At 70.7% G+C, this 18,444-nt stretch carries 19 protein-coding genes and 1 pseudogene; 7 read left to right on the top strand and 13 right to left on the bottom strand.

The annotated features are described in order from the left end of the window. Positions 1-182: 182 nt before the first annotated feature. The 8 genes and pseudogenes from DPQ23_RS04140 to DPQ23_RS04105 all read right to left on the bottom strand — a co-directional run bounded on the left by DPQ23_RS04140 (position 183) and on the right by DPQ23_RS04105 (position 8,700). Positions 183-587, bottom strand: a complete 405-nt coding sequence (locus tag DPQ23_RS04140; protein ID WP_112873429.1) for an MliC family protein — start codon at positions 585-587, stop codon at positions 183-185. A gap of 193 nt (positions 588-780) precedes the next feature. After that, positions 781-3,465 (bottom strand): type I DNA topoisomerase, encoded by a 2,685-nt coding sequence (gene topA, locus DPQ23_RS04135; protein ID WP_112873428.1) that lies wholly within the window; start codon positions 3,463-3,465, stop codon positions 781-783. 168 nt (positions 3,466-3,633) lie between these two features. Next, complete coding sequence (locus DPQ23_RS15320) at positions 3,634-4,374, bottom strand: DUF4142 domain-containing protein (protein ID WP_162630636.1); 741 nt, start codon at positions 4,372-4,374, stop codon at positions 3,634-3,636. A gap of 101 nt (positions 4,375-4,475) precedes the next feature. Next, positions 4,476-5,315, bottom strand: a complete 840-nt coding sequence (locus tag DPQ23_RS04120) for a ferredoxin--NADP reductase (protein WP_162630635.1) — start codon at positions 5,313-5,315, stop codon at positions 4,476-4,478. Positions 5,316-5,356: 41 nt separating this feature from the next. Next, positions 5,357-5,764, bottom strand: coding sequence for a DUF934 domain-containing protein (locus tag DPQ23_RS15870; protein WP_170310760.1), 408 nt, complete (start codon positions 5,762-5,764; stop codon positions 5,357-5,359). Between the two features lie 165 nt (positions 5,765-5,929). Next, positions 5,930-6,658 (bottom strand): annotated as a pseudogene (locus DPQ23_RS15865) (phosphoadenylyl-sulfate reductase); the annotation flags it as partial. Then, a complete protein-coding gene (locus tag DPQ23_RS04110) occupies positions 6,651-8,312 on the bottom strand; it encodes a nitrite/sulfite reductase (RefSeq protein WP_112873425.1) in 1,662 nt (553 codons plus the stop codon). The gene DPQ23_RS04110 and the pseudogene DPQ23_RS15865, both read right to left, overlap by 8 nt. Further along, the gene (locus DPQ23_RS04105; RefSeq protein WP_112873424.1) at positions 8,305-8,700 is read right to left on the bottom strand and encodes a DUF2849 domain-containing protein; all 396 of its coding nucleotides are present in this window, start codon (positions 8,698-8,700) and stop codon (positions 8,305-8,307) included. The genes DPQ23_RS04110 and DPQ23_RS04105 overlap by 8 nt, the downstream gene beginning before the upstream one ends. 84 nt (positions 8,701-8,784) lie before the next feature. Between DPQ23_RS04105 and DPQ23_RS04100 the strand changes: the two genes are divergently transcribed. From DPQ23_RS04100 to DPQ23_RS04080, 5 genes are all read left to right on the top strand, one after another. Beyond that, positions 8,785-9,309 carry an Lrp/AsnC family transcriptional regulator gene (locus DPQ23_RS04100; protein WP_240602405.1) on the top strand — a complete coding sequence of 175 codons (525 nt, stop codon included), beginning with the start codon at positions 8,785-8,787 and terminating at the stop codon, positions 9,307-9,309. A 59-nt stretch (positions 9,310-9,368) separates the two neighbouring features. Then, positions 9,369-10,064 (top strand): CDP-alcohol phosphatidyltransferase family protein, encoded by a 696-nt coding sequence (locus DPQ23_RS04095; RefSeq protein WP_112873422.1) that lies wholly within the window; start codon positions 9,369-9,371, stop codon positions 10,062-10,064. A 126-nt stretch (positions 10,065-10,190) separates the two neighbouring features. Then, on the top strand, positions 10,191-10,919 hold the full coding sequence (locus DPQ23_RS04090; protein WP_112873421.1) for a DUF421 domain-containing protein: 729 nt from the start codon (positions 10,191-10,193) through the stop codon (positions 10,917-10,919). 158 nt (positions 10,920-11,077) lie between these two features. Continuing rightward, positions 11,078-11,422, top strand: coding sequence for a hypothetical protein (locus DPQ23_RS04085; RefSeq protein WP_112873420.1), 345 nt, complete (start codon positions 11,078-11,080; stop codon positions 11,420-11,422). Between the two features lie 107 nt (positions 11,423-11,529). Beyond that, positions 11,530-12,798, top strand: a complete 1,269-nt coding sequence (locus DPQ23_RS04080; RefSeq protein WP_112873419.1) for a lytic murein transglycosylase — start codon at positions 11,530-11,532, stop codon at positions 12,796-12,798. Between the two features lie 100 nt (positions 12,799-12,898). Here the strand turns inward: DPQ23_RS04080 and DPQ23_RS04075 are convergent, their stop codons facing one another. Together DPQ23_RS04075 and dapD are read right to left on the bottom strand one after the other, a co-directional pair. Then, positions 12,899-13,147: a GlsB/YeaQ/YmgE family stress response membrane protein gene (locus DPQ23_RS04075; protein WP_112873418.1), complete on the bottom strand. Its 249-nt coding sequence runs from the start codon at positions 13,145-13,147 to the stop codon at positions 12,899-12,901. A gap of 55 nt (positions 13,148-13,202) precedes the next feature. Further along, the gene (gene dapD, locus DPQ23_RS04070) at positions 13,203-14,027 is read right to left on the bottom strand and encodes a 2,3,4,5-tetrahydropyridine-2,6-dicarboxylate N-succinyltransferase (RefSeq protein WP_112873417.1); all 825 of its coding nucleotides are present in this window, start codon (positions 14,025-14,027) and stop codon (positions 13,203-13,205) included. Between the two features lie 96 nt (positions 14,028-14,123). Between dapD and DPQ23_RS04065 the strand changes: the two genes are divergently transcribed. After that, positions 14,124-15,008, top strand: coding sequence for an LOG family protein (locus DPQ23_RS04065; RefSeq protein WP_112873416.1), 885 nt, complete (start codon positions 14,124-14,126; stop codon positions 15,006-15,008). Here the strand turns inward: DPQ23_RS04065 and rlmH are convergent, their stop codons facing one another. Together rlmH and rsfS are read right to left on the bottom strand one after the other, a co-directional pair. Next, the gene (rlmH, locus tag DPQ23_RS04060; protein WP_420818565.1) at positions 15,009-15,485 is read right to left on the bottom strand and encodes a 23S rRNA (pseudouridine(1915)-N(3))-methyltransferase RlmH; all 477 of its coding nucleotides are present in this window, start codon (positions 15,483-15,485) and stop codon (positions 15,009-15,011) included. 10 nt (positions 15,486-15,495) lie between these two features. Next, positions 15,496-15,933, bottom strand: coding sequence for a ribosome silencing factor (gene rsfS, locus DPQ23_RS04055; protein WP_112873565.1), 438 nt, complete (start codon positions 15,931-15,933; stop codon positions 15,496-15,498). Between the two features lie 384 nt (positions 15,934-16,317). Here rsfS and leuC point away from each other — a divergent pair, with 384 nt between their 5' ends. Continuing rightward, positions 16,318-17,754: a 3-isopropylmalate dehydratase large subunit gene (gene leuC, locus DPQ23_RS04050; protein ID WP_112873415.1), complete on the top strand. Its 1,437-nt coding sequence runs from the start codon at positions 16,318-16,320 to the stop codon at positions 17,752-17,754. 11 nt (positions 17,755-17,765) lie between these two features. Here the strand turns inward: leuC and DPQ23_RS04045 are convergent, their stop codons facing one another. Beyond that, on the bottom strand, positions 17,766-18,353 hold the full coding sequence (locus DPQ23_RS04045) for a hypothetical protein (protein ID WP_112873414.1): 588 nt from the start codon (positions 18,351-18,353) through the stop codon (positions 17,766-17,768). Between the last annotated feature and the right edge of the window lie 91 nt (positions 18,354-18,444).

Below are 18,444 nucleotides of genomic sequence, written 5' to 3'. Positions count from 1 at the left end.
CAAGGTATCGCATCATGCACATGATCGACAGGAGGCGCGCCTGTGACCCGCCGGACGACGGTAACGGCCGGCGGGTGCTGGTGGACCGATCTGGCTGCGGGGCGGGACGCACAACGCATGGCGCGTCGCCGCGGGGTTGAAGGACAATGCCGTTGCCCTGCGCGGCTGGCTGCGGGGGCCGGTCAGTCCGGTTCCTTGCAGTCGGCCATCAGCACCTTGTCGCCCTCCGGTCCGGCATACAGGGTCGCCGTGTCGCCCTTGGTCCAGAACACCCGGTCGTCGCCGGGCGAGAGCGCCGTGTAACGCGCGCCCGAGGCCGAGATCGCCACCTGCATCGGCACCAGGTCGTCGCCGGTGCGGACCACCGCATAGCTGTTGCCGGCGGCGGTGTTGAGGAACACGACATCCAGCCACTGGCCGTCCGCGCAGGTGAATCGCACCGCCAGGATGTCGTCCTGTGCGGCCGCGGGCAGCAGCGGGGCGGGCACCGTACCGGGCGTCCCGGGCACGGCCTGCGCGGGTGGCGGGGTCTGGGCAAGGGCGGGGCCGGCCGCAACAAGCAGCGCGGCGCAGAGCAGCCGGTTCATCGCAAGGGGTCCTTTCGTGGCCTGCCGGGGGACCCCGCGAGTCTGGCGCGGCAGGCCGCGCGACACAACAGCGGCGCAGCGCCTGGGGCGGGGACCACGTGGGGGCGGAGCTGCGTGTCGGCCGCGTGCCCGTCGCGCGGGCCGGTGCGCCGCGCGGGCCGCGCCGGGATGTCTCGCGCCCTGCCCCGGATGCCTACGCCTCGGCCGCCTTCTTTCGCGCGGCGGTCTTGCGGGCGGGCCCGTCGGCATCGGCCGCGGGCTTGATCGCCGTCTTGCGCGCGGCAGGCTTGGCCGCCGCTTTCGCCGCCGCAGGCTTGGCGGGCTTCTTCGCCGCAGGCGTCTTCGCGGCGGCCGGTTTCGCCGCAGGCGTCTTCGCGGCGGCCGGTTTCGCCGCCGCCTTCCTGGCCGCCGGTTTCTTCCCGCCCTTCGACGCCTTGGCCGCGATCAGCTCAAGCGCCTGGTCCAGCGTCACGGATTCGGGCGCCATGTCGCGCGGCAGGGTGGCGTTGACCTTGCCCCATTTGACATAGGGTCCGAAACGGCCGCTCAGCACCTGGACCGGGCCGCCGTCCGGGTGCTCGCCCAGGTCCGCCAGGGGGGCCGCCGCCGCGGCGCGCCCGCGCTGGGGCTTGCTGGCCAGCACCTCGACCGCGCGGTTCATGCCGATGGTGAAGACCTCGTCCACCTCGGGCAGGTTGGCATAGCGCGACCCGTGCTTGACGTAGGGGCCATAGCGCCCGATCCCCGCCTCGACCGCCACGCCGTCCTCGGGATGGGGGCCAATGGTGCGCGGCAGGTCCAGCAGCCTCAGCGCCTTGTCCAGGTCCATCGAACCCGCCTCCCAGCCTTTGGGAAGCGACGCGCGCGGGGGCTTGGGCTGGTCCGCCGTCGCCTCGCCGCGCTGGACATAGGGGCCGAAGCGGCCGTTCCTGAGGCTGATCTCAAGGCCCTGCGGGTCCAGCCCCAGGACGGTGTCGCCCATCATTTCGCCCTCGCCCCCGGCCAGCGGGCGGGTATAGCGGCAGTCGGGATAGGTGTTGCAGCCGATGAAGGCCCCGCCCGACCGCGCCGTCTTGAGGTTCAGCCGCCCCTTGCCGCAGAGCGGGCATTCCCGCGGATCGCCCCCGTCGGCGCGCGCGGGGTAAAGATGCGGCGCCAGCGCCTCGTCGATCGCCTCCAGCACCTCGGTGATGCGCAGCTCGGACGTGCCCTGAAGCGCGGCGGTGAAGTCGCGCCAGAACCGCCGCAGCACCTCGCGGTACTCGCGCGACCCCGACGAGATGTCGTCGAGCTCGCCCTCGAGATCGGCGGTGAAGTCGTAGCTGACGTAGCGGGGAAAATAGCGGGTCAGGAACGCCGTGACGAGGCGGCCCTTGTCCTCGGGGATCAGGCGGTTCTTGTCCTTGCGGACATATTCGCGGTCCTGGATCGTGGTGACGATGCTGGCATAGGTGGACGGGCGGCCAATGCCCAGCTCCTCCATCCGCTTGACCAGCGTCGCCTCGGTATAGCGGGGCGGCGGCTGGGTGAAATGCTGCTCGGGCACCACGCCGCGCTTGGCCGCCGTCTCGCCCTCGGCGATCTGCGGCAGGCGGGCGCTGTCCTCGCCCTCGTCGTCGTCGGTGCCCTGGTCGTAGACGCGCAGGAAGCCGTCGAACAGCATCACCTGCCCCGTCGCGCGCAGGCCGACCTGCGCGTCGGCGCTGGCGATCTCGACGCTGGTGCGCTCCATCCGCGCGGCCTCCATCTGGGACGCCAGCGTGCGCTTCCAGATCAGGTCGTAAAGCTTCCTCTGCTCGGGCTCGACGTTCAGCCTGTCGGGGGACAGCATCATGTCGGTCGGCCGGATGCACTCGTGCGCTTCCTGCGCGTTCTTGGCCTTGTTCTTGTACATCCGCGGCGACTTGGGAACGTAGTCCGCCCCGAAGCGCGCCTTGATGGCGTCGCGCGCGGCCATCACCGCCTCGGGCGCCATGTCGATGCCGTCCGTCCGCATGTAGGTGATGTGGCCCGCCTCATAGAGCCGCTGCGCCGCCGACATGCAGGCGCGCGCGCCAAGGCCCAGCTTGCGGCTCGCCTCCTGCTGCAGGGTCGAGGTCATGAAGGGCGGCCACGGGTTGCGGCTGGCGGGCTTGGACGTGACCGAGGTCACGCGCAGGTCGCGGCTTTCCACGGCCGACACGGCCAGCCGCGCGGCCTCCTCGTTGGCGAGGTCATAGCGTTCCAGCTTTTTCCCGGCATAGCTGACCAGCGTGGCGCGGTATTCGTCGCCCTTGGGCGTCGCCAGCGTGGCGTGGACCGTCCAGTATTCACGGGCGCGGAAGGCTTCGATCTCCATCTCGCGGTCCACGATGATCCGCAGGGCGACCGACTGGACGCGGCCCGCCGACTTGGCGCCTGGCAGCTTGCGCCACAGGACCGGCGACAGGTTGAATCCGACCAGATAATCCAGCGCCCGGCGCGCCAGATAGGCATCGACCAGCGGCTGGTCGATCTCGCGCGGGTTCGCCATCGCCTCGGTCACGGCACTCTTGGTGATCGCGTTGAAGGTCACGCGGCTGACCTGCGCGCCCTTCTTCAGCGCGGGGGCCAGCGCCTCGCGCAGGTGCCAGGAAATCGCCTCGCCCTCGCGGTCGGGGTCGGTCGCCAGGATCAGGTTCGGGTCCGACGCCAGCGCGTCCTTGATCGCCTTGACGTGCTTTTTCGACTCCGCCGCGACCTCCCACTTCATCGCGAAATCGGCGTCGGTATCGACCGAGCCGTCCTTGGGCGGCAGGTCGCGGACATGGCCGAAGGACGCGAGGACCGTGTAGTCGTCGCCCAGGTACTTGTTGATCGTCTTGGCCTTGGCGGGGGATTCGACGACGACCACGGGCATTGGCGGACCTTTTCACGGATTGGGGCGGGAACATGGGCGCGCGGCGGCCCGCTGTCAACGCGCCACCGAACCCCGCGCCTGCTTGCCTCACGGGGTCAGCCCCCGGACAGACCGGGGGCGCCGGACCATGCGGCCCGACGCCCCCGGCGCTTTGCCCGACGGGCTGTCTTACTTGGCGCCCATGCCCTGCGCGTGCTCGGCATGCATCTGCAGCGTCGGCAGCGTCTTGGCGGCGAACGCGGCCAGGTCGGCGTCGTTGTTGCTGACCGACTGGGCCTGGAACAGCATGATCGCCTCGGCGTGGGCCTTGACCTGATGCTCCATATAGACCGCGTCGAAGCCGTCGCCCTCGGCGGCCATCACGGCGGCCATGTGCTCGGCGGCGGGGCCCGTGGGCTCGGCGGGGGCGGGCAGGTTCTTGGCCATCGCGATCGTCATCAGCTCTTTGTTGGCCTTGGTGTGATCGTCGATCATCATCTGGGCAAAGGCCTTCACGTCGTCCGACTTGGCGCGCTCGAGCGCGAGTTCGCTGGACTTGACCTCGAACAGCCCGCTGCTGGCGGCCATCTCGACGAACTGCTGCGCGGTCAGGTTGGCCATCTCGGGGTTGGTCGCGCCCGCGGTCACAGCCGCAGCGCCGGCCGAGCTGGCGGATGCATCGGACGACCCCGCGGCCGTTCCGGCGCTGCCCGCGTCGGACGAGCCGGCCGGGGCGCCGGCGCTGCCCGCGCTGCTGGCGTCGCCGCCGGCGGCGGCCGGGGGCATCGCGGACGAGGAGTCGGCAGAGGTGCCGGCCGCGGCCGGAGCCGTCGCCGCAGCGCCCCCGCCCGAGGAATCAGTCGCCGTCTGTGCTGACACAGCGCCCGCCGCTGCAAGGCTGAGGACGCTGACGAGGATCATCTTGTTCATTGGGTCTTCTCCGCTGTCGTGGACTGGGCTTGCACCCCGGAGAAGAACCGGCATGGATCACCCCGGTTCCTTGAACAAAAGTTGTGCAGATTGTCAGCGAATCAGATCCCGTCTCCGACGAAGGCCTTTTCGACAACGAATTCCTTGGGGTCGCTGTTGGCGCCCTCGCGCAGACCGAATCCTTCAAGAACCGTTTTCACGTCCACGTTGAAGGCCAGCGATCCGCAGACCATCGCGCGGTCCTCGGCAGGGTTGATCGCCGGCAGGCCCAGGTCGGCGAATACCTTGCCGCTGGTCAGGTTGTCGGTGATCCGGCCCATGCGGTCGGTCGTCTCGCGCGTCGTGGTCGGGTAATAGATCAGCCGGTCGGCAAAGCCGTCGCCATGAAGTTCGGTCAGCAGCGGGTCGTGGCGCAGGTTCTCGACCAGGTCGCGGCCATAGGCCAGCTCGGCCGCCTCGCGGCAGGTGTGCATCATCACCACCTGCTCATAACGTTCGAACGTCTCGGGGTCGCGCATCAGGCTGGCGAAGGGGGCAATGCCGGTGCCCGTCGCCAGGAACCACAGCCGCTTGCCGGGCAGCAGCGCGTCCAGGACCAGCGTGCCCACGGGCTTGGGCCGCAGGATGATCTGGTCGCCGGGCACGATGTGCTGAAGCCGCGAGGTCAGCGGCCCGTCGGGGACCTTGATCGAATAGAACTCAAGCTCCTCGTCCCAGTTGGGCGAGGCGATGGAATAGGCGCGCAGGATCGGCTTGCCGCGTTCGTCCGGCAGGCCGATCATCACGAACTCGCCCGACCGGAAGCGCAGGCTGGCGGGGCGCGTCACGCGGAACGAAAACAGCCGGTCGGTCCAGTGGCGCACTGCGGTCACCGTCTGGGCGTCGGGCATCAGGGTGGCAGTCGAGATGGGCGTGTCGGCCACGGGCAGGTCCAGTGTCATATCATCGTCCCGGAATGCATAAGGGAAAGGCGCGGCGGCGGCTAGCCCACCAGCCGCGACCGGTGGTCCCAGGCCCGCCAGTCGGCACGGGCGAGCCATTGGGTTTCCGGCTGGCGGCGGGCCAGCGCGGCCGAGATCTGCACCTCGTCGATGCCGACCCGGCGCGCCATTGCGTACTGGTCGGCGATCAGCCCGCCGGTGGCGCGCAGCCGCCCCGCAAAGCCCAGCTCGCGCAGGATGCGCGCCAGCGAAAACCCGCGCCCGTCGGTCATGGCCGGAAACTCGACCGCGATCAGCGGCGCGTTCAGATACTGGCCCAGCGTCGCGGGGTCGGTGTCGGGCGGCAGGCTGACGGTCGGCTCGCCCTCGACCGGGTGAAAGCCGTCGTCGCGCACCAGAACGGGGGCCTCCGGCAGGGCATGGATCGTCGCGGTGGGCGTATCGGTCATGGTCGGGCGTCCAGGCTGGTCTGCGGAAAGGGGGGCGGCAGCGGCGGCACGCGCGCCGGCAGGCGCGACCCCGGCGGGCGGGGCGGCGTCCACCCGCGCGGCAGCGGCGGGCATCGGTTCGGCGGGCATCGCATCGGCGGGCATCGGTTCGGCCGGGCCGGTCTCGGCCGGCACCGGCCCGCGCACGATCTTGCCGCCGATGAAGTGGATGCCGCACTCGGTCTTTTCGGACCCGCGCCAGCGCCCGGACCTTGGGTCCTCGCCCGCCCTGACCGGCGAGGTGCAGGGCGCGCAGCCGATCGACGGATAGCCGCGCGCGACCAGCGGGTGCCGGGGCAGCGCGTTCTCGTCCATATAGTCGGCGACGTCCTGCGGGCGCCAATGCGCCAGCGGGTTCACCCGCAGCCGCGACGGCGCCTCGGGCTCGAAGAACTCCAGCTCGACCCGCTGGCCGCCCTGGAACCGCTTGCGCCCCGTGATCCAGGCGTCGAACCCCGACAGCGCGCCTTCCAGCGGCAGCACCTTGCGCAGGTCGCAGCAGGCATCGGTGTCGCGCCGGTGCAGCGTGCCGTCCGGGTCGGTCGCCGCCACCGCCGCCGGATCGGCGCGGATCACGCGGATGTCGGTCAGCGGCAGGCGGCCGGCCAGCGCCCGCTGATAGTCCAGCGTCTCGGGGAACAGCATCTCGGTGTCGATGAACAGCACCGGCGTGTCGGGGCGGGCCACCGACAGCATGTGCAGCAGCACGACCGATTCCGCACCAAAGGACGACACCAGCGCCACCCGCCCCAGGTCGGGGTCGGCCAGCGCGTGGCGCAGCACCTGCACCGCCGCGTGGTTGCGATAGCGCGCGTTCAGCGTGGCCGCGCGGCTGTCGAGATCGGCGTCAAGCATGCGCGGCCTCGACCGGATACAGCGCCGCCTTGAAGGGCGCGGGCCCCAGCCGGCGCAGCGCGTCGATGAAGCGTTCCTCGGGCGTCTCGCGCACCGCGAGATAGGCGTCGATCAGCCGCCCGATGGCGGGCACCACCTGGTCATAGGGAAAGCCCGCGCCCGCGCGTTCGCCAATGGCGGGCTGGTCATAGCCGTCGCCGCCCAGCGTGATCTGATAGTTCTCGACCCCCGCCCGGTCCAGCCCGAGGATGCCGACATGGCCCAGGTGGTGATGCCCGCAGGCGTTGATGCACCCCGAGATGCGGATGTCGAACTTGCCGATGTCGTGTTCCAGGTCGCGCGCGCGGACATGGGCCGCCAGTTCCTGCGCGATCGGGATCGAGCGGGCGGTGGCCAGGGTGCAGAAATCCATGCCGGGGCAGGCCACGATGTCGGTGATGTGGCCGGCGTTGGCGGTCGCCAGCCCCGCGGCGCGCAGAGCCTCGTACAGCGCCGGCAGCTCGGCCCGGTGGACATGCGGCAGCACGACGTTCTGGTCGTGCGCGATGCGCAGGTCGCCGTGGGCGTGGCGTTCGGCAATATCGGCCAGCAGCCGCATCTGCGCGGCCGAGCAGTCGCCCGGCGTCGCCCCCGGCGCCTTGAGCGTCACGGTCACGCTGGCATAGCCGGGCACGCGATGGGCCGACAGGTTGCTGTCGGTCCACGACCGGAACCCGGCGCGTCCGGCCCGCGCCGCGTCATATGCGGCGTCGTCGGGCGCACGGAACGTCGGCGGGGCAAAGCGCGCCCGCAGCCCGTCCATCAGGTGCAGGTCCATGCCGGTGAACACCGCGCGGCGGCGGACGAACTCGGCCTCGATCTCGTCGCGCATCACGTCCAGGCCGCGTTCGGCGACCGTGACCTTGATGCGGGCCTTGTACTTGTTGTCGCGCCGGCCCGACAGGTTGTAGGCGGCCAGGATCGCCTCGACGTAGGGAAGCAGGTCGCCTGCGGGCAGGAACTCGCGCACCACCTGGCCCAGCAGGGGCGTGCGGCCCAGTCCCCCGCCGATCCAGACCTGAAAGCCCAGCTCGCCCTCGCGGCGCACCAGCCGCAGGCCGATGTCGTGCGCCGGAACCAGCGCCCGGTCGCGCGCCCCGCCCGATACGGCGATCTTGAACTTGCGCGGCAGGAACTGGAACTCGGCGTGGTCGGTGGACCACAGGCGCAGCAGTTCCGCCCAGGGGCGCGGGTCGTCCACCTCGTCGGCCGCGGCGCCGGCGAAGGCGTCGGTGGTCACGTTGCGGATCGTGTTGCCGCTGGTCTGGATGGCGTGCAGCCCGACATCGGCCAGCGCGTCCAGCATGTCGGGAATGTCCACCAGCCGCGGCCAGTTGAACTGGATGTTCTGGCGCGTGGTGAAATGGCCATAGCCGCGGTCCCAGCGGTCGGCGATGCCGGCCAGCCCGCGCATCTGGTCGGGGCTGATCGTGCCGTAGGGGATCGCCACCCGCAGCATGTAGGCGTGCAACTGCAGATAGACGCCGTTCATCAGCCGCAGCGGGCGGAACTCGTCCTCGGTCAGGCTGCCGTCCAGGCGACGCGCGACCTGGGCGCGGAACTGCGCCGCGCGGTGGCGCAGATAGGCGTTCGGCTCGGCGGCGGCGTCAAACATGGGCGACCTCGGCGGGGGCGTGGGTGGCGGGTGCGTGGGTGGCGGGGGCGTGAGTGGCGGCGTCGGGCGCAGAGGCGGCGGCAGGGGTGCGGGCGGCCGGCTCGGTCGAGGGGCCGCGCTGGCGGAACGCCTCGCGGAAATGGGCGGGGCCGGGGGTGCCGTCGGGGTTGCGCACCGCCTCGACCAGATAGGGGCCGACGACCAGGTGGCCCTGCGCCTGCGCATCCAGCAGCGCGAACTCGGCCAGGTCCGCATCCTCGAACAGGGTCGCGGCGCACGGGTCGGTGGTCCAGTCGTCGCCCGATTTCCACACGCTCAGCCCATCGCGCAGCAGGTTGGCCGTCAGCACGGCCGGCGTTCGGGCAGAGGGGACGAAGGTCTTGGACATGGCTGCACCCGTTGGTTCCTGCATCCAATATAGGAAAAATTTGTTGCCTGCGGCCATATGCCGGGGAAAATAAGGACGCAAGTCATGCGCTCTACGAAGCAGAACAGGAAAAACGTCCCCATGCCCCCGAACGCGCAGAACCCCGTCCGGCTGGATGACACGGATCGCAAGATACTCTCCCTGCTGCAACGCGATTCCAGCCTGCCGCTGGAGGAGATCGCGTCGCGCGTGGGCGCCTCGCGCACCCCGGTCTGGAACCGCATCCGCCGGCTGCGCGAACAGGGCGTGATCCGCGGGCAGGTCGCGCTGCTGGATGCGGAATCGCTGGGGCTGGAGGCGTGCTTCTTCGTCCTGATTCGCACCGCCGAACACGACGCCGACTGGGCGGCGCGGTTCCTGGCGGCCGTCCGCGCCCGTCCCGAGGTGATCGAGGCGCACCGCCTGGCCGGCGAGATCGACTATATCCTGAAGGTCGTCGTCCGCAACGCGCGCGCCTACGACCGCTTTTACCAGTCGCTGATCGCCGAGGTGCGCATCCAGAACGTCACCGCGCTGCTGTCGATGGAGGAGATGAAGGCCACCACCGCCCTGCCCATCGAAACGGCCTGATGCGCCCGCCCGCCCCGGCACGGTTGCGCCGGCGCACGGCTGGTGCGACAAGCACGCCCATGACATTGCGATTCAAGGCCCTGGCGGTCCACCTGCTGACCGCAACCGGCGCGGTCCTGTCCATGCTGGCGATGCTGGCCGCGGTCGAGGAACGCTGGACCGCCATGTTCGCCTGGCTGGTGGTGGCGCTGGTCGTGGACGGCATCGATGGGCCGCTGGCGCGCCGCTATCACGTCAAGACGAACTGGCCCAACTATGACGGCGTCCTGATGGACCTGATCATCGACTACATGACCTATGTGTTCATCCCGGCCTATGCGCTGTTCAAGTCGGGGCTTCTGCCCGGCTGGACGGGATGGATCGCGATCATCGCCATCGTCTACGGCAGCGTGATCTATTTCGCCGACACCCGCATGAAGACGCGCGACAACAGTTTCGCGGGCTTTCCGGCCTGCTGGAACATGGTCGTGCTGGTTCTGTTCGCGCTGCGCCCGAACTTCTGGATCAGCCTTGTCGTGGTGGTGGCGCTGGCGATCACCATGTTCACCAACGTCAAGTTCATCCACCCGGTCCGCACCGAACGCTGGCGCGCCGTCTCGCTGTCCATGGCGGCGGCCTGGGTGGGCTTTGCGCTGTGGGCCGTCGCCGTGCAGTTCCATCCGCAAAGCTGGGCCATGTGGGGGCTTGTAATCAGCTCGCTGTGGCTGCTGCTGGCGGGCCTCGCGCAGCAGATGATCCCCGCGCGCCGCGGCTGAAACCCCGCGCAGCCGCCGTGCCAGCGGGGGGCACGCGCGACACGCCCGCCCCTGCGCCCGCCCCCTCATCACCGCTTGCAGCCTTTCTTCGTCCCGGATGGGGCGTCGTTTCACGCAGGACAGACCATGGACGAACCCGTCATCGCCTTCGAACTCAAGCGGATGCTGGTCGGCGATCATCCGGCGCTGTTCTACCTGGAAATCGTCGTCCGCACCGCGATCATCTATGGCTATACCCTTGCGCTGATCCGCTGGATCGGCGGGCGGTCCGTGGCGCAGCTGTCGATGGTGGATTTCCTGCTGGTGATCGCGCTGGGCTCGGCGGTGGGCGACGCCATGTTCTATCCCGACGTGCCGCTGCTGGCCTCGATGGCGGTCATCACCGTCGTGGTGGGGATCAACAAGGGCCTCGACACCCTGATCGAGCGGTTCGACCGCGCCAAGCAGCTGATCGACGGGCGCAGCATCGAGGTCGTGCGGACGGGCCGCATCCTGCCGCAGCAGCTCAAGCACCGCGACCTGTCGGCCAAGGAGGTCCGGGCCATGTTGCGCGTGGCGGGCGTGTCCAACCTGGGCCAGGTCGAGGCCGCGTTCCTCGAGGCCGGGGGCGGGCTGTCGGTGTTCCGCCGCGACCGTCCCCTGCCCGGCCTGTCCCTGGTGCCCCCCGCCGACGTCCGGCCGCAGCCGCCCTTGCGCGACGCGGGCGGGCCGGACGCGCTGGCCTGCTGCGCCAACTGCGGGGTGCTGCGCCGCGCGGCCCTTGTGCTGCCCGACACGCCCTGCCGCGACTGCGGCCGCAGCCTGTGGACGCAGCCCGTGACCGCCCGCGACCGCGACCCCGACCCGATCGACTGACCGGGCCGCGCGCGACCGGGCGCACCGGCGCGGACCGGCCGGGTGTGCCCGCAGCCCCCTTGCCGCGGCCGGCGCCGCCCGGACCCTTGCCAAACGGCGGCTCATCCCCCATCCCCCGGATCAGGGACGGCGGCTCGGCCGAGGGTGGGGGGCGGAACATGGCGCAACAGGTCTATACGCTGCTGGTCGAGGTCGGGCGCAAGCCGGGCGACGGGCTGCCCGAGGGCGCCATCGGCGCGGCGCTGGTCTGCTATGCCTCGGGCAAGGACCAGGCCGAGGCGGTGCGCGAGACGGTCGCGATCCTCAAGCAGGCCGATCTGGCGCCCCTTGAGGTGCAGGGCTACGGCAGCCTGGACGAACGGCTGGCCGAGTGCCACGAGATCCCCGACGAGGAGCGCGCGCTGATGGACCGCGCGCTGGACGAGAACTCGGTCATCGTGGCGCAGATGGACCCGTTCTTCGACGAGGCCGACCGACTGGGCGGCGCGGGCGATCCCGCCTGACGATGATCGCGCGGCGCGGGTCCGGTTCGGCTTGCGCGCAGCCCCCCGGTTGCTAGACTTTGCGCAAAGAACGGCAACAACCGACACCAGGATCAAAGGCAGTGATCATGACGTTTTCGATGACCCGCATCGCGGCTTCCGCGGCGCTGATCGCCCTTCTGGGGTCCTGCGGCGTGGCGGTGCAGGGCGTGGGCCCGATGCCGGGCAGCCCGTCGGGCAGCAGCATCACGCCCACGCCGATTCCCGCGGCCTCGCCCGAGGATGCCGCCGGCCTGCAGCGGTTTGTCGAGGGCTTCCGCCCGCGCGCGCTGGGCGCGGGGATCGCGCCCGCGACCTATGACCGCGCCATGAGCATCGCCCGCTACAACCCCGACGTGGTGCGGCTGGACCGCAAGCAGGCGGAATTCTCGCGCCCGGTGTGGCTGTATCTCGACAGCGCGGTGTCGGACGTGCGGGTGGCCACCGGCCGGCGGATGCTGGCGCAGCACGGCCGCACCCTGTCGGCGATCGAGGCGCGCTTCGGCGTCCCGCGCGAGATCGTGCTGGCGGTCTGGGGGATGGAGTCGAACTTCGGCGCGAACCGGGGGCGGATGCAGATCATCCCGTCGCTGACGACGCTGGCCTATGACGGCCGCCGCGGCGAGATGTTCCAGAACCAGCTGATCGCCGCGCTGCGCATCATCCAGGCCGGCGACACCGCCCCCGAAACGATGCTCGGCTCGTGGGCGGGCGCGATGGGACACACGCAGTTCATGCCCACCTCGTTTCTGGAGTATGCGGTCGATTTCACCGGCGACGGGCGGCGCGACATCTGGTCGGACGACCCGACCGACAGCCTTGCCTCCACCGCCGCCTATCTGGCGCGCAACGGCTGGGTGCGCGGTCAGACCTGGGGGACCGAGGTGGACCTGCCCGCGGGCTTCAGCGCCGTGGGCAAGGGCACGCGGCAATCCTCGGCCCAGTGGGCCGCGATGGGCGTCACCCGGCGGGGCGGCGGCGCGCTGCCCGGCGGCACCGGCTCGATCATCCGCCCGGCGGGGGCGCGGGGGCCGGCGTTCCTGATCCTGGACAACTTCCGGTCGATCCTGCGCTACAACAACTCGGACAATTATGCGCTGGGCGTGTCCTACCTGGGCGAGGCGATCGCCGGACGGCAGGGCATCACCGGCGCCTGGCCGCGCAGCGACCGACCCCTGACCAACGCCGAGCGGATGGAGATCCAGCGCCAGCTGGCGCGGCGCGGGTTCTATGCCGACGAGATCGACGGCAAGATGGGATCGGGCACCATGGAGGCGATCGCCGCGTTCCAGCGGTCGATCGGCGTGCCGCCCGACGGCTATCCCACCTCGATCCTGCTGGGACAGCTGCGGGGCTGAAGCGGCCCGGACCGGGGACATGAACAGAGGGGGCCGCGGTGCGAACCGGCGGCCCCTTTCATGTGGTCCCCTGCCCTGCGGATCGGCGCTGGGGGGGCGGTCAGGCCAGGCCCTGGACGATCCAGATCAGAAACAGCGCACCGACCAGGGCCGCGATCCCCTGGGACAGCCAGCTGCCGGCGCGCAGGTTGATGCCGGCCAGTCCCAGCAGCCAGTTGCCGACCAACCCGCCCACGATGCCGACGACGATGTTGGCGATCAGGCCGGTCCCCGTGTCCATGATCCCGGCCGCGATCCAGCCCGCAAGGCCGCCCACGATGATCGCGCCCAGCCAGCTCAGTCCCTTCATGCCCTCATCCTTCCTGCGTTGCACATCCCTCAATGCGGGGGCGGCCCGCGGGGTTTCAGTCGCGCAGCAACTCGTTGATCGAGGTCTTGCTGCGGGTCTTCGCGTCCACCCGCTTGACGATCACCGCGCAGTAAAGATGCACGCCGTTCTTCGAGGGCAGCGACCCCGCGACCACGACCGATCCTGCCGGCACCTCGCCATACATCACCTGCCCAGTCTCGCGGTCCAGGATCTTGGTGGACTGGCCGATGAACACGCCCATGCCCAGGACCGATCCCTCGCGGACGATCACGCCCTCGACCACCTCGGACCGCGCACCGATGAAGCAGTCGTCCTCGATGATCGTGGGACCGGCCTGCATGGGTTCCAGCACGCCGCCGATGCCGACGCCGCCCGACAGGTGGACGCGCTTGCCGATCTGGGCGCAGGACCCGACCGTGGCCCAGGTGTCCACCATCGTGCCCTCGTCCACATAGGCGCCGAGGTTCACGAACGACGGCATCAGCACCACGCCGCGCGCGATATGGGCCGACCGGCGCACGACGCAGGTCGGCACCGCGCGAAAGCCCGCCTCGCGCCACTGGTCGTCGCCCCAGTCCTTGAACTTGCTGTCCACCTTGTCCCACCAACCGCCGCCCTGCGGGCCGCCCGGCTGCGCCTGCATGTCCGACAGCCGGAACCCCAGCAGCACGGCCTTTTTCGCCCACTGGTTGACGTGCCAGTCGGACCCGCGCCGCTCGGCCACGCGCAGCGCGCCCCGGTCCAGCGCGTCCAGCGTGGCCTCGACCGCGTCCCGGACCTCGCCCCGCGTGGCGGGGGTGATCGCGTCGCGGGTGTCCCACGCAGCCTCGATGGCGGTTTCCAGCGCAGCGTTCGACATGGGGGCTTCCTTGGGGGGGTTGGGTGGAATTCTTTACCATTGGCCTATAAGCGGGGGGTCAGGGCCGCGCAACCGCAGGCCAGCACCGAGGTTTGGATGACGCCCCCGCCCCCCGACGACGACCGCAGCCACACCCTGCGCCACAGCGACCAGGACGCCCTTGTTGCCGCGCGCGAACCCGACACCCCCCAGACCCGGGCGCCGTCCTATCGCCTGGCGTTCGTGGACACCGAGTTCCTGCTGCGCGAGGAGCTTCGCCCCGTCCGGTTGCAGCTGGAACTGCTGAAGCCGCAGATGATCATGGACGAACACGGGGTCGTCTCGACCGTGGTGATGTTCGGCGGCGCGCGCATTCCCGCGCCGCGGGACGCGGGCCGCGCGCGCACGCCGACGCTGGGCGCGCTCTCGCGCTATTACGCCGAGGCCGAGCGGTTCGCCGGGCTGATCACCCAGCGGTCCATCGCCAGCCAGGGGCGCGAATGGGTGATCTGCACCGGCGGCGGCCCCGGCGTGATGGAGGCGGGCAACAAGGGCGCGCATGACGCGGGCGGACAGTCCATCGGGCTGGGGATCGTGCTGCCGCACGAGCAGGCGCCGAACCTGTACGTGACGCCCGACCTTGCGTTCAACTTTCACTATTTCGCCATCCGCAAGATGCATTTCCTGATGCGCGCGCGCGCCATCACCGTCTTTCCCGGCGGGTTCGGCACGCTGGACGAGATGTTCGAGGCGCTGACCCTGATCCAGACCGGCCGGATGAAGCCCGTCCCGTTCCTGCTGTTCGGCACCGCCTTTTGGCGCCGGATCATCGACTGGGACGCGCTGGCGGACGCCGGCACGATCAGTCCCGAGGATCTGCGGCTGATGAGCTTCGTGGACACGGCCGATCAGGCGATGGCCGCCATCGACGCCTTCGACGACGCCCTGGCCGCGGCCGCGCCGATGGATCAGGCGCAGGGGTCGGCCCGCCAGGCGCGGTGATCAGGCGCGGTGATAGGGCGATCCGGCCAGGATCGTCGCGGCGCGGTAAAGCTGCTCGGCCAGCATGACCCGCGCCAGCATGTGCGGCCAGACCATCGCGCCAAAGGACACCACCAGATCGGCCCGGTCGCGCAGGGCGGGGTCCAGCCCGTCCGCGCCGCCGATCAGGGCCACCGCGTCGGACCGGCCGTCGTCGCGCCAGCGCCCCAGCGCCGCGGCAAAGTCGGGCGACGACAGCAGCCGCCCGCGTTCGTCCAGGGCGATGACCGCGGCCCCCTCGGGGACGGCGCGCCCCAGCAACGCCGCCTCGGCCAGCCGGCCGCCGCCGCGCCGGTCCTCGACCTCGACCACTTCGGCGGGACCCAGGCCCAGCGCGCGCCCGGTCTGGGCAAAGCGCGCCAGATAATCGTCGATCAGCGCCCGTTCGGGGGCGCGGGCGGCCAGGCGGCCGACCGCGGCGATACGGACGCGCAGCATGGGGGTCGGGTCAGTTGGCCAGCGGCGCCGTCGCGGCCGCATCGCGCGCCGCGTCCGACCGCAACGCGCCCAGCGCGTCGGTCGGCATCCACATCTTTTCCAGCTGATAGAACTCGCGCACCTCGGGCCGGAAGACATGGACGATGACGTCGTCGGTGTCGATCAGCACCCAGTCGCCGGTGTCCTTGCCCTCGACCCGGGCGGTGCGGCCGGTGGCCTGCTTGAGCCGCTCGACCAGCTTTTCGGCGATGGCGCCGACCTGCCGGGCGCTGCGGCCAGAGGCGATGACCATGTGGTCGGCCATGGCGGAACGCCCGCGCAAGTCGATGGAAACGATATCCTCGGCCTTGTCGTCATCGAGCGAGGCAAGGACGCGGGCCAGCGTGTCTTCGCTGGTTTCCGCGGCGGTCGCGGTCGGCGTTGACGCCGACGGGACGGTGGTGGACAGGGGTCTTCCTCCGGTCAACGCGCCGCATGACCCCGGCGCCGGGTTGCCACCAACATAGCACGCCTGCCGCCGTTTTCAATGAAGGCCGCCCGCAGCGGCGCCCTGGGCGGCAGACCGGGCGCCGTCCCAGGGCCGACCGCGGGGGCATGCGGCGTCCGGGACGCTTGATCCCGGCGGCGCCGCGGCCTATCCTGACGGCCATGATCCGGTTCTTCGACATTCACGACCGCGCCCGCCTGCCGGGACGCTTTTACGGCGAAAGCCGGTCGGTCACGGCCCGACTGTGACGCCGCCCTGCCGCTGCGCCCGCGACCGCGGGCCGCCGCGCCGACGAATGTCCGCCCTTCCCCGCCCCACGCGACCCCTTTCCCGAGAGAGACAGCCATGACCGGCACCCCCGAGGCCCACGGCCCGCGCACGCTTTACGACAAGATCTTCGACGCCCATGTCGTCGATCGCCAGCCCGACGGCACCTGCCTGCTGTACATCGACCGCCACCTGGTCCACGAAGTCACCAGCCCGCAGGCGTTCGAGGGGCTGCGGATGTCGGGCCGCAAGGTGCGCGCGCCCGAAAAGACCATCGCCGTGCCCGACCACAACGTGCCCACGACGGCCGACCGCGTGAACGGGATCGAGAACCCCGAGGGCCGCCTGCAGGTCGCCGAACTGGACAGGAACGCGCGCGACTTCGGCCTGAACTATTACCCGATGAACGACGTGCGCCAGGGCATCGTCCACATCGTGGGCCCGGAACAGGGCTGGACCCTGCCCGGCATGACCGTCGTGTGCGGCGACAGCCACACCGCCACGCACGGCGCGTTCGGCGCGCTGGCCCATGGGATCGGCACGTCCGAGGTCGAGCACGTCCTGGCCACCCAGACGCTGATCCAGAAGAAATCCCGGAACATGAAGGTCGAGATCACCGGCCGCCTGCGTCCGGGCGTCACCGCCAAGGACATCACCCTGTCGGTGATCGGCCTGACCGGCACCGCCGGCGGCACCGGCTATGTCATCGAATACTGCGGCGAGGCGATCCGCGCCCTGTCGATGGAAGGCCGCATGACCGTGTGCAACATGGCGATCGAGGGCGGCGCCCGCGCCGGGCTGATCGCGCCCGACGAAAAGACCTTCGACTATGCCAGGGGCCGCCCGCACGCGCCGAAGGGCGCCGCGTGGGAAGCGGCGCTGTCCTGGTGGAAAACCCTGTTTTCCGACGAGGGCGCGCACTGGGACAAGATCATCACCATCCGCGGCGAGGACATCGAGCCGGTCGTGACCTGGGGCACCTCGCCCGAGGACGTGCTGCCGATCGGCGCCGCGGTCCCGGCGCCCGAGGATTTCGACGGCGGCAAGATTGAGGCCGCGCGGCGCAGCCTTGACTACATGGGCCTGACGCCGGGGACGAAGCTGACCGACATCAGGGTGGACGCGGTCTTCATCGGGTCCTGCACCAACGGCCGGATCGAGGATCTGCGCGCCGCCGCCGAGGTGCTGCGCGGCCGCCACCTGGCGCCGGGCGTGCGCGGGATGGTGGTCCCCGGATCGGGCCTGGTCCGCCTGCAGGCCGAGGAGGAGGGGCTGGACCGCGTCTTCACCGATGCCGGGTTCGAATGGCGGCTGGCCGGCTGCTCGATGTGCCTGGGCATGAACCCAGACCAGCTTGCGCCGGGCGAACGCTGCGCCGCGACCTCGAACCGCAACTTCGAGGGGCGGATGGGCCGGGGCGGACGCACGCATCTGATGTCGCCGGTGATGGCGGCGGCGGCGGCGATCACCGGGCACCTGACCGACGTGCGCGAGATGCTGGCCGAAACCGCCTGATCAGCCCCTGATCAGCGTGGCGACACGGTCCGGCCGCGGGGCGACAGCAGCATCAGCGCGTTCAGCGCGATCAGCGCCAGCCCCGCGGTCTCGAACAGGAAATTGGACCGGATGCCGCCGAAATCCCGGTTGATGAGCAGATCGACGTGATGAAACCCCACCGCGCGCACCAGCACGAAGGCCGCCAGCACGACCAGCCCCGCCAGCGCCAGGCCGTTGCGGCGCAGGCTGCGGCGCAGCGTCACCGCCAGCCCGGCGATGACCAGCGCCCCCATCGCCAGCAGCCCGGCGATGAAGGCCAGCTGCACCTGCGCACGGCTGTCGTACCAGCCCTGCGCCTGGGCCATGCAGCGCCCCGTGGCGGTCAGCGCGGTCTGCAGGTCAAGCTGCTTGTTGACGGCCAGGAACGCCAGCAGCGGCACCAGCAGCATCCAGAACCGCCGCCCCGCCACGTGCGGCCGTCGCACGGCCACGGCCCAGGCCAGCCCGCAGCAGGCCAGATAGGCGGCGACCGTCAGCCAGCCCGAAGGCCCCGGATCGCCGATCCCCGGTTGCCAGCCCTGTCCCAGACAGGCCCAGGCGGTCGCCGCAGATCCCATCGCTGTCGCCTTTCTGGCGGCCAAGCGCCCCTGTGACCCGCGCCGGACCTCGCGGGTCCGGTTCCCCCCCCGTTTACCTGCGAGGACAGCA

The organism is Paracoccus endophyticus (assembly GCF_003286075.1).
GTDB classification, from domain to species: Bacteria; Pseudomonadota; Alphaproteobacteria; order Rhodobacterales; family Rhodobacteraceae; genus Paracoccus; species Paracoccus endophyticus.
The sequence above is the reverse complement of the archived record's forward strand: the minus strand, read 5'-3'. Positions and strand labels throughout refer to the sequence as shown.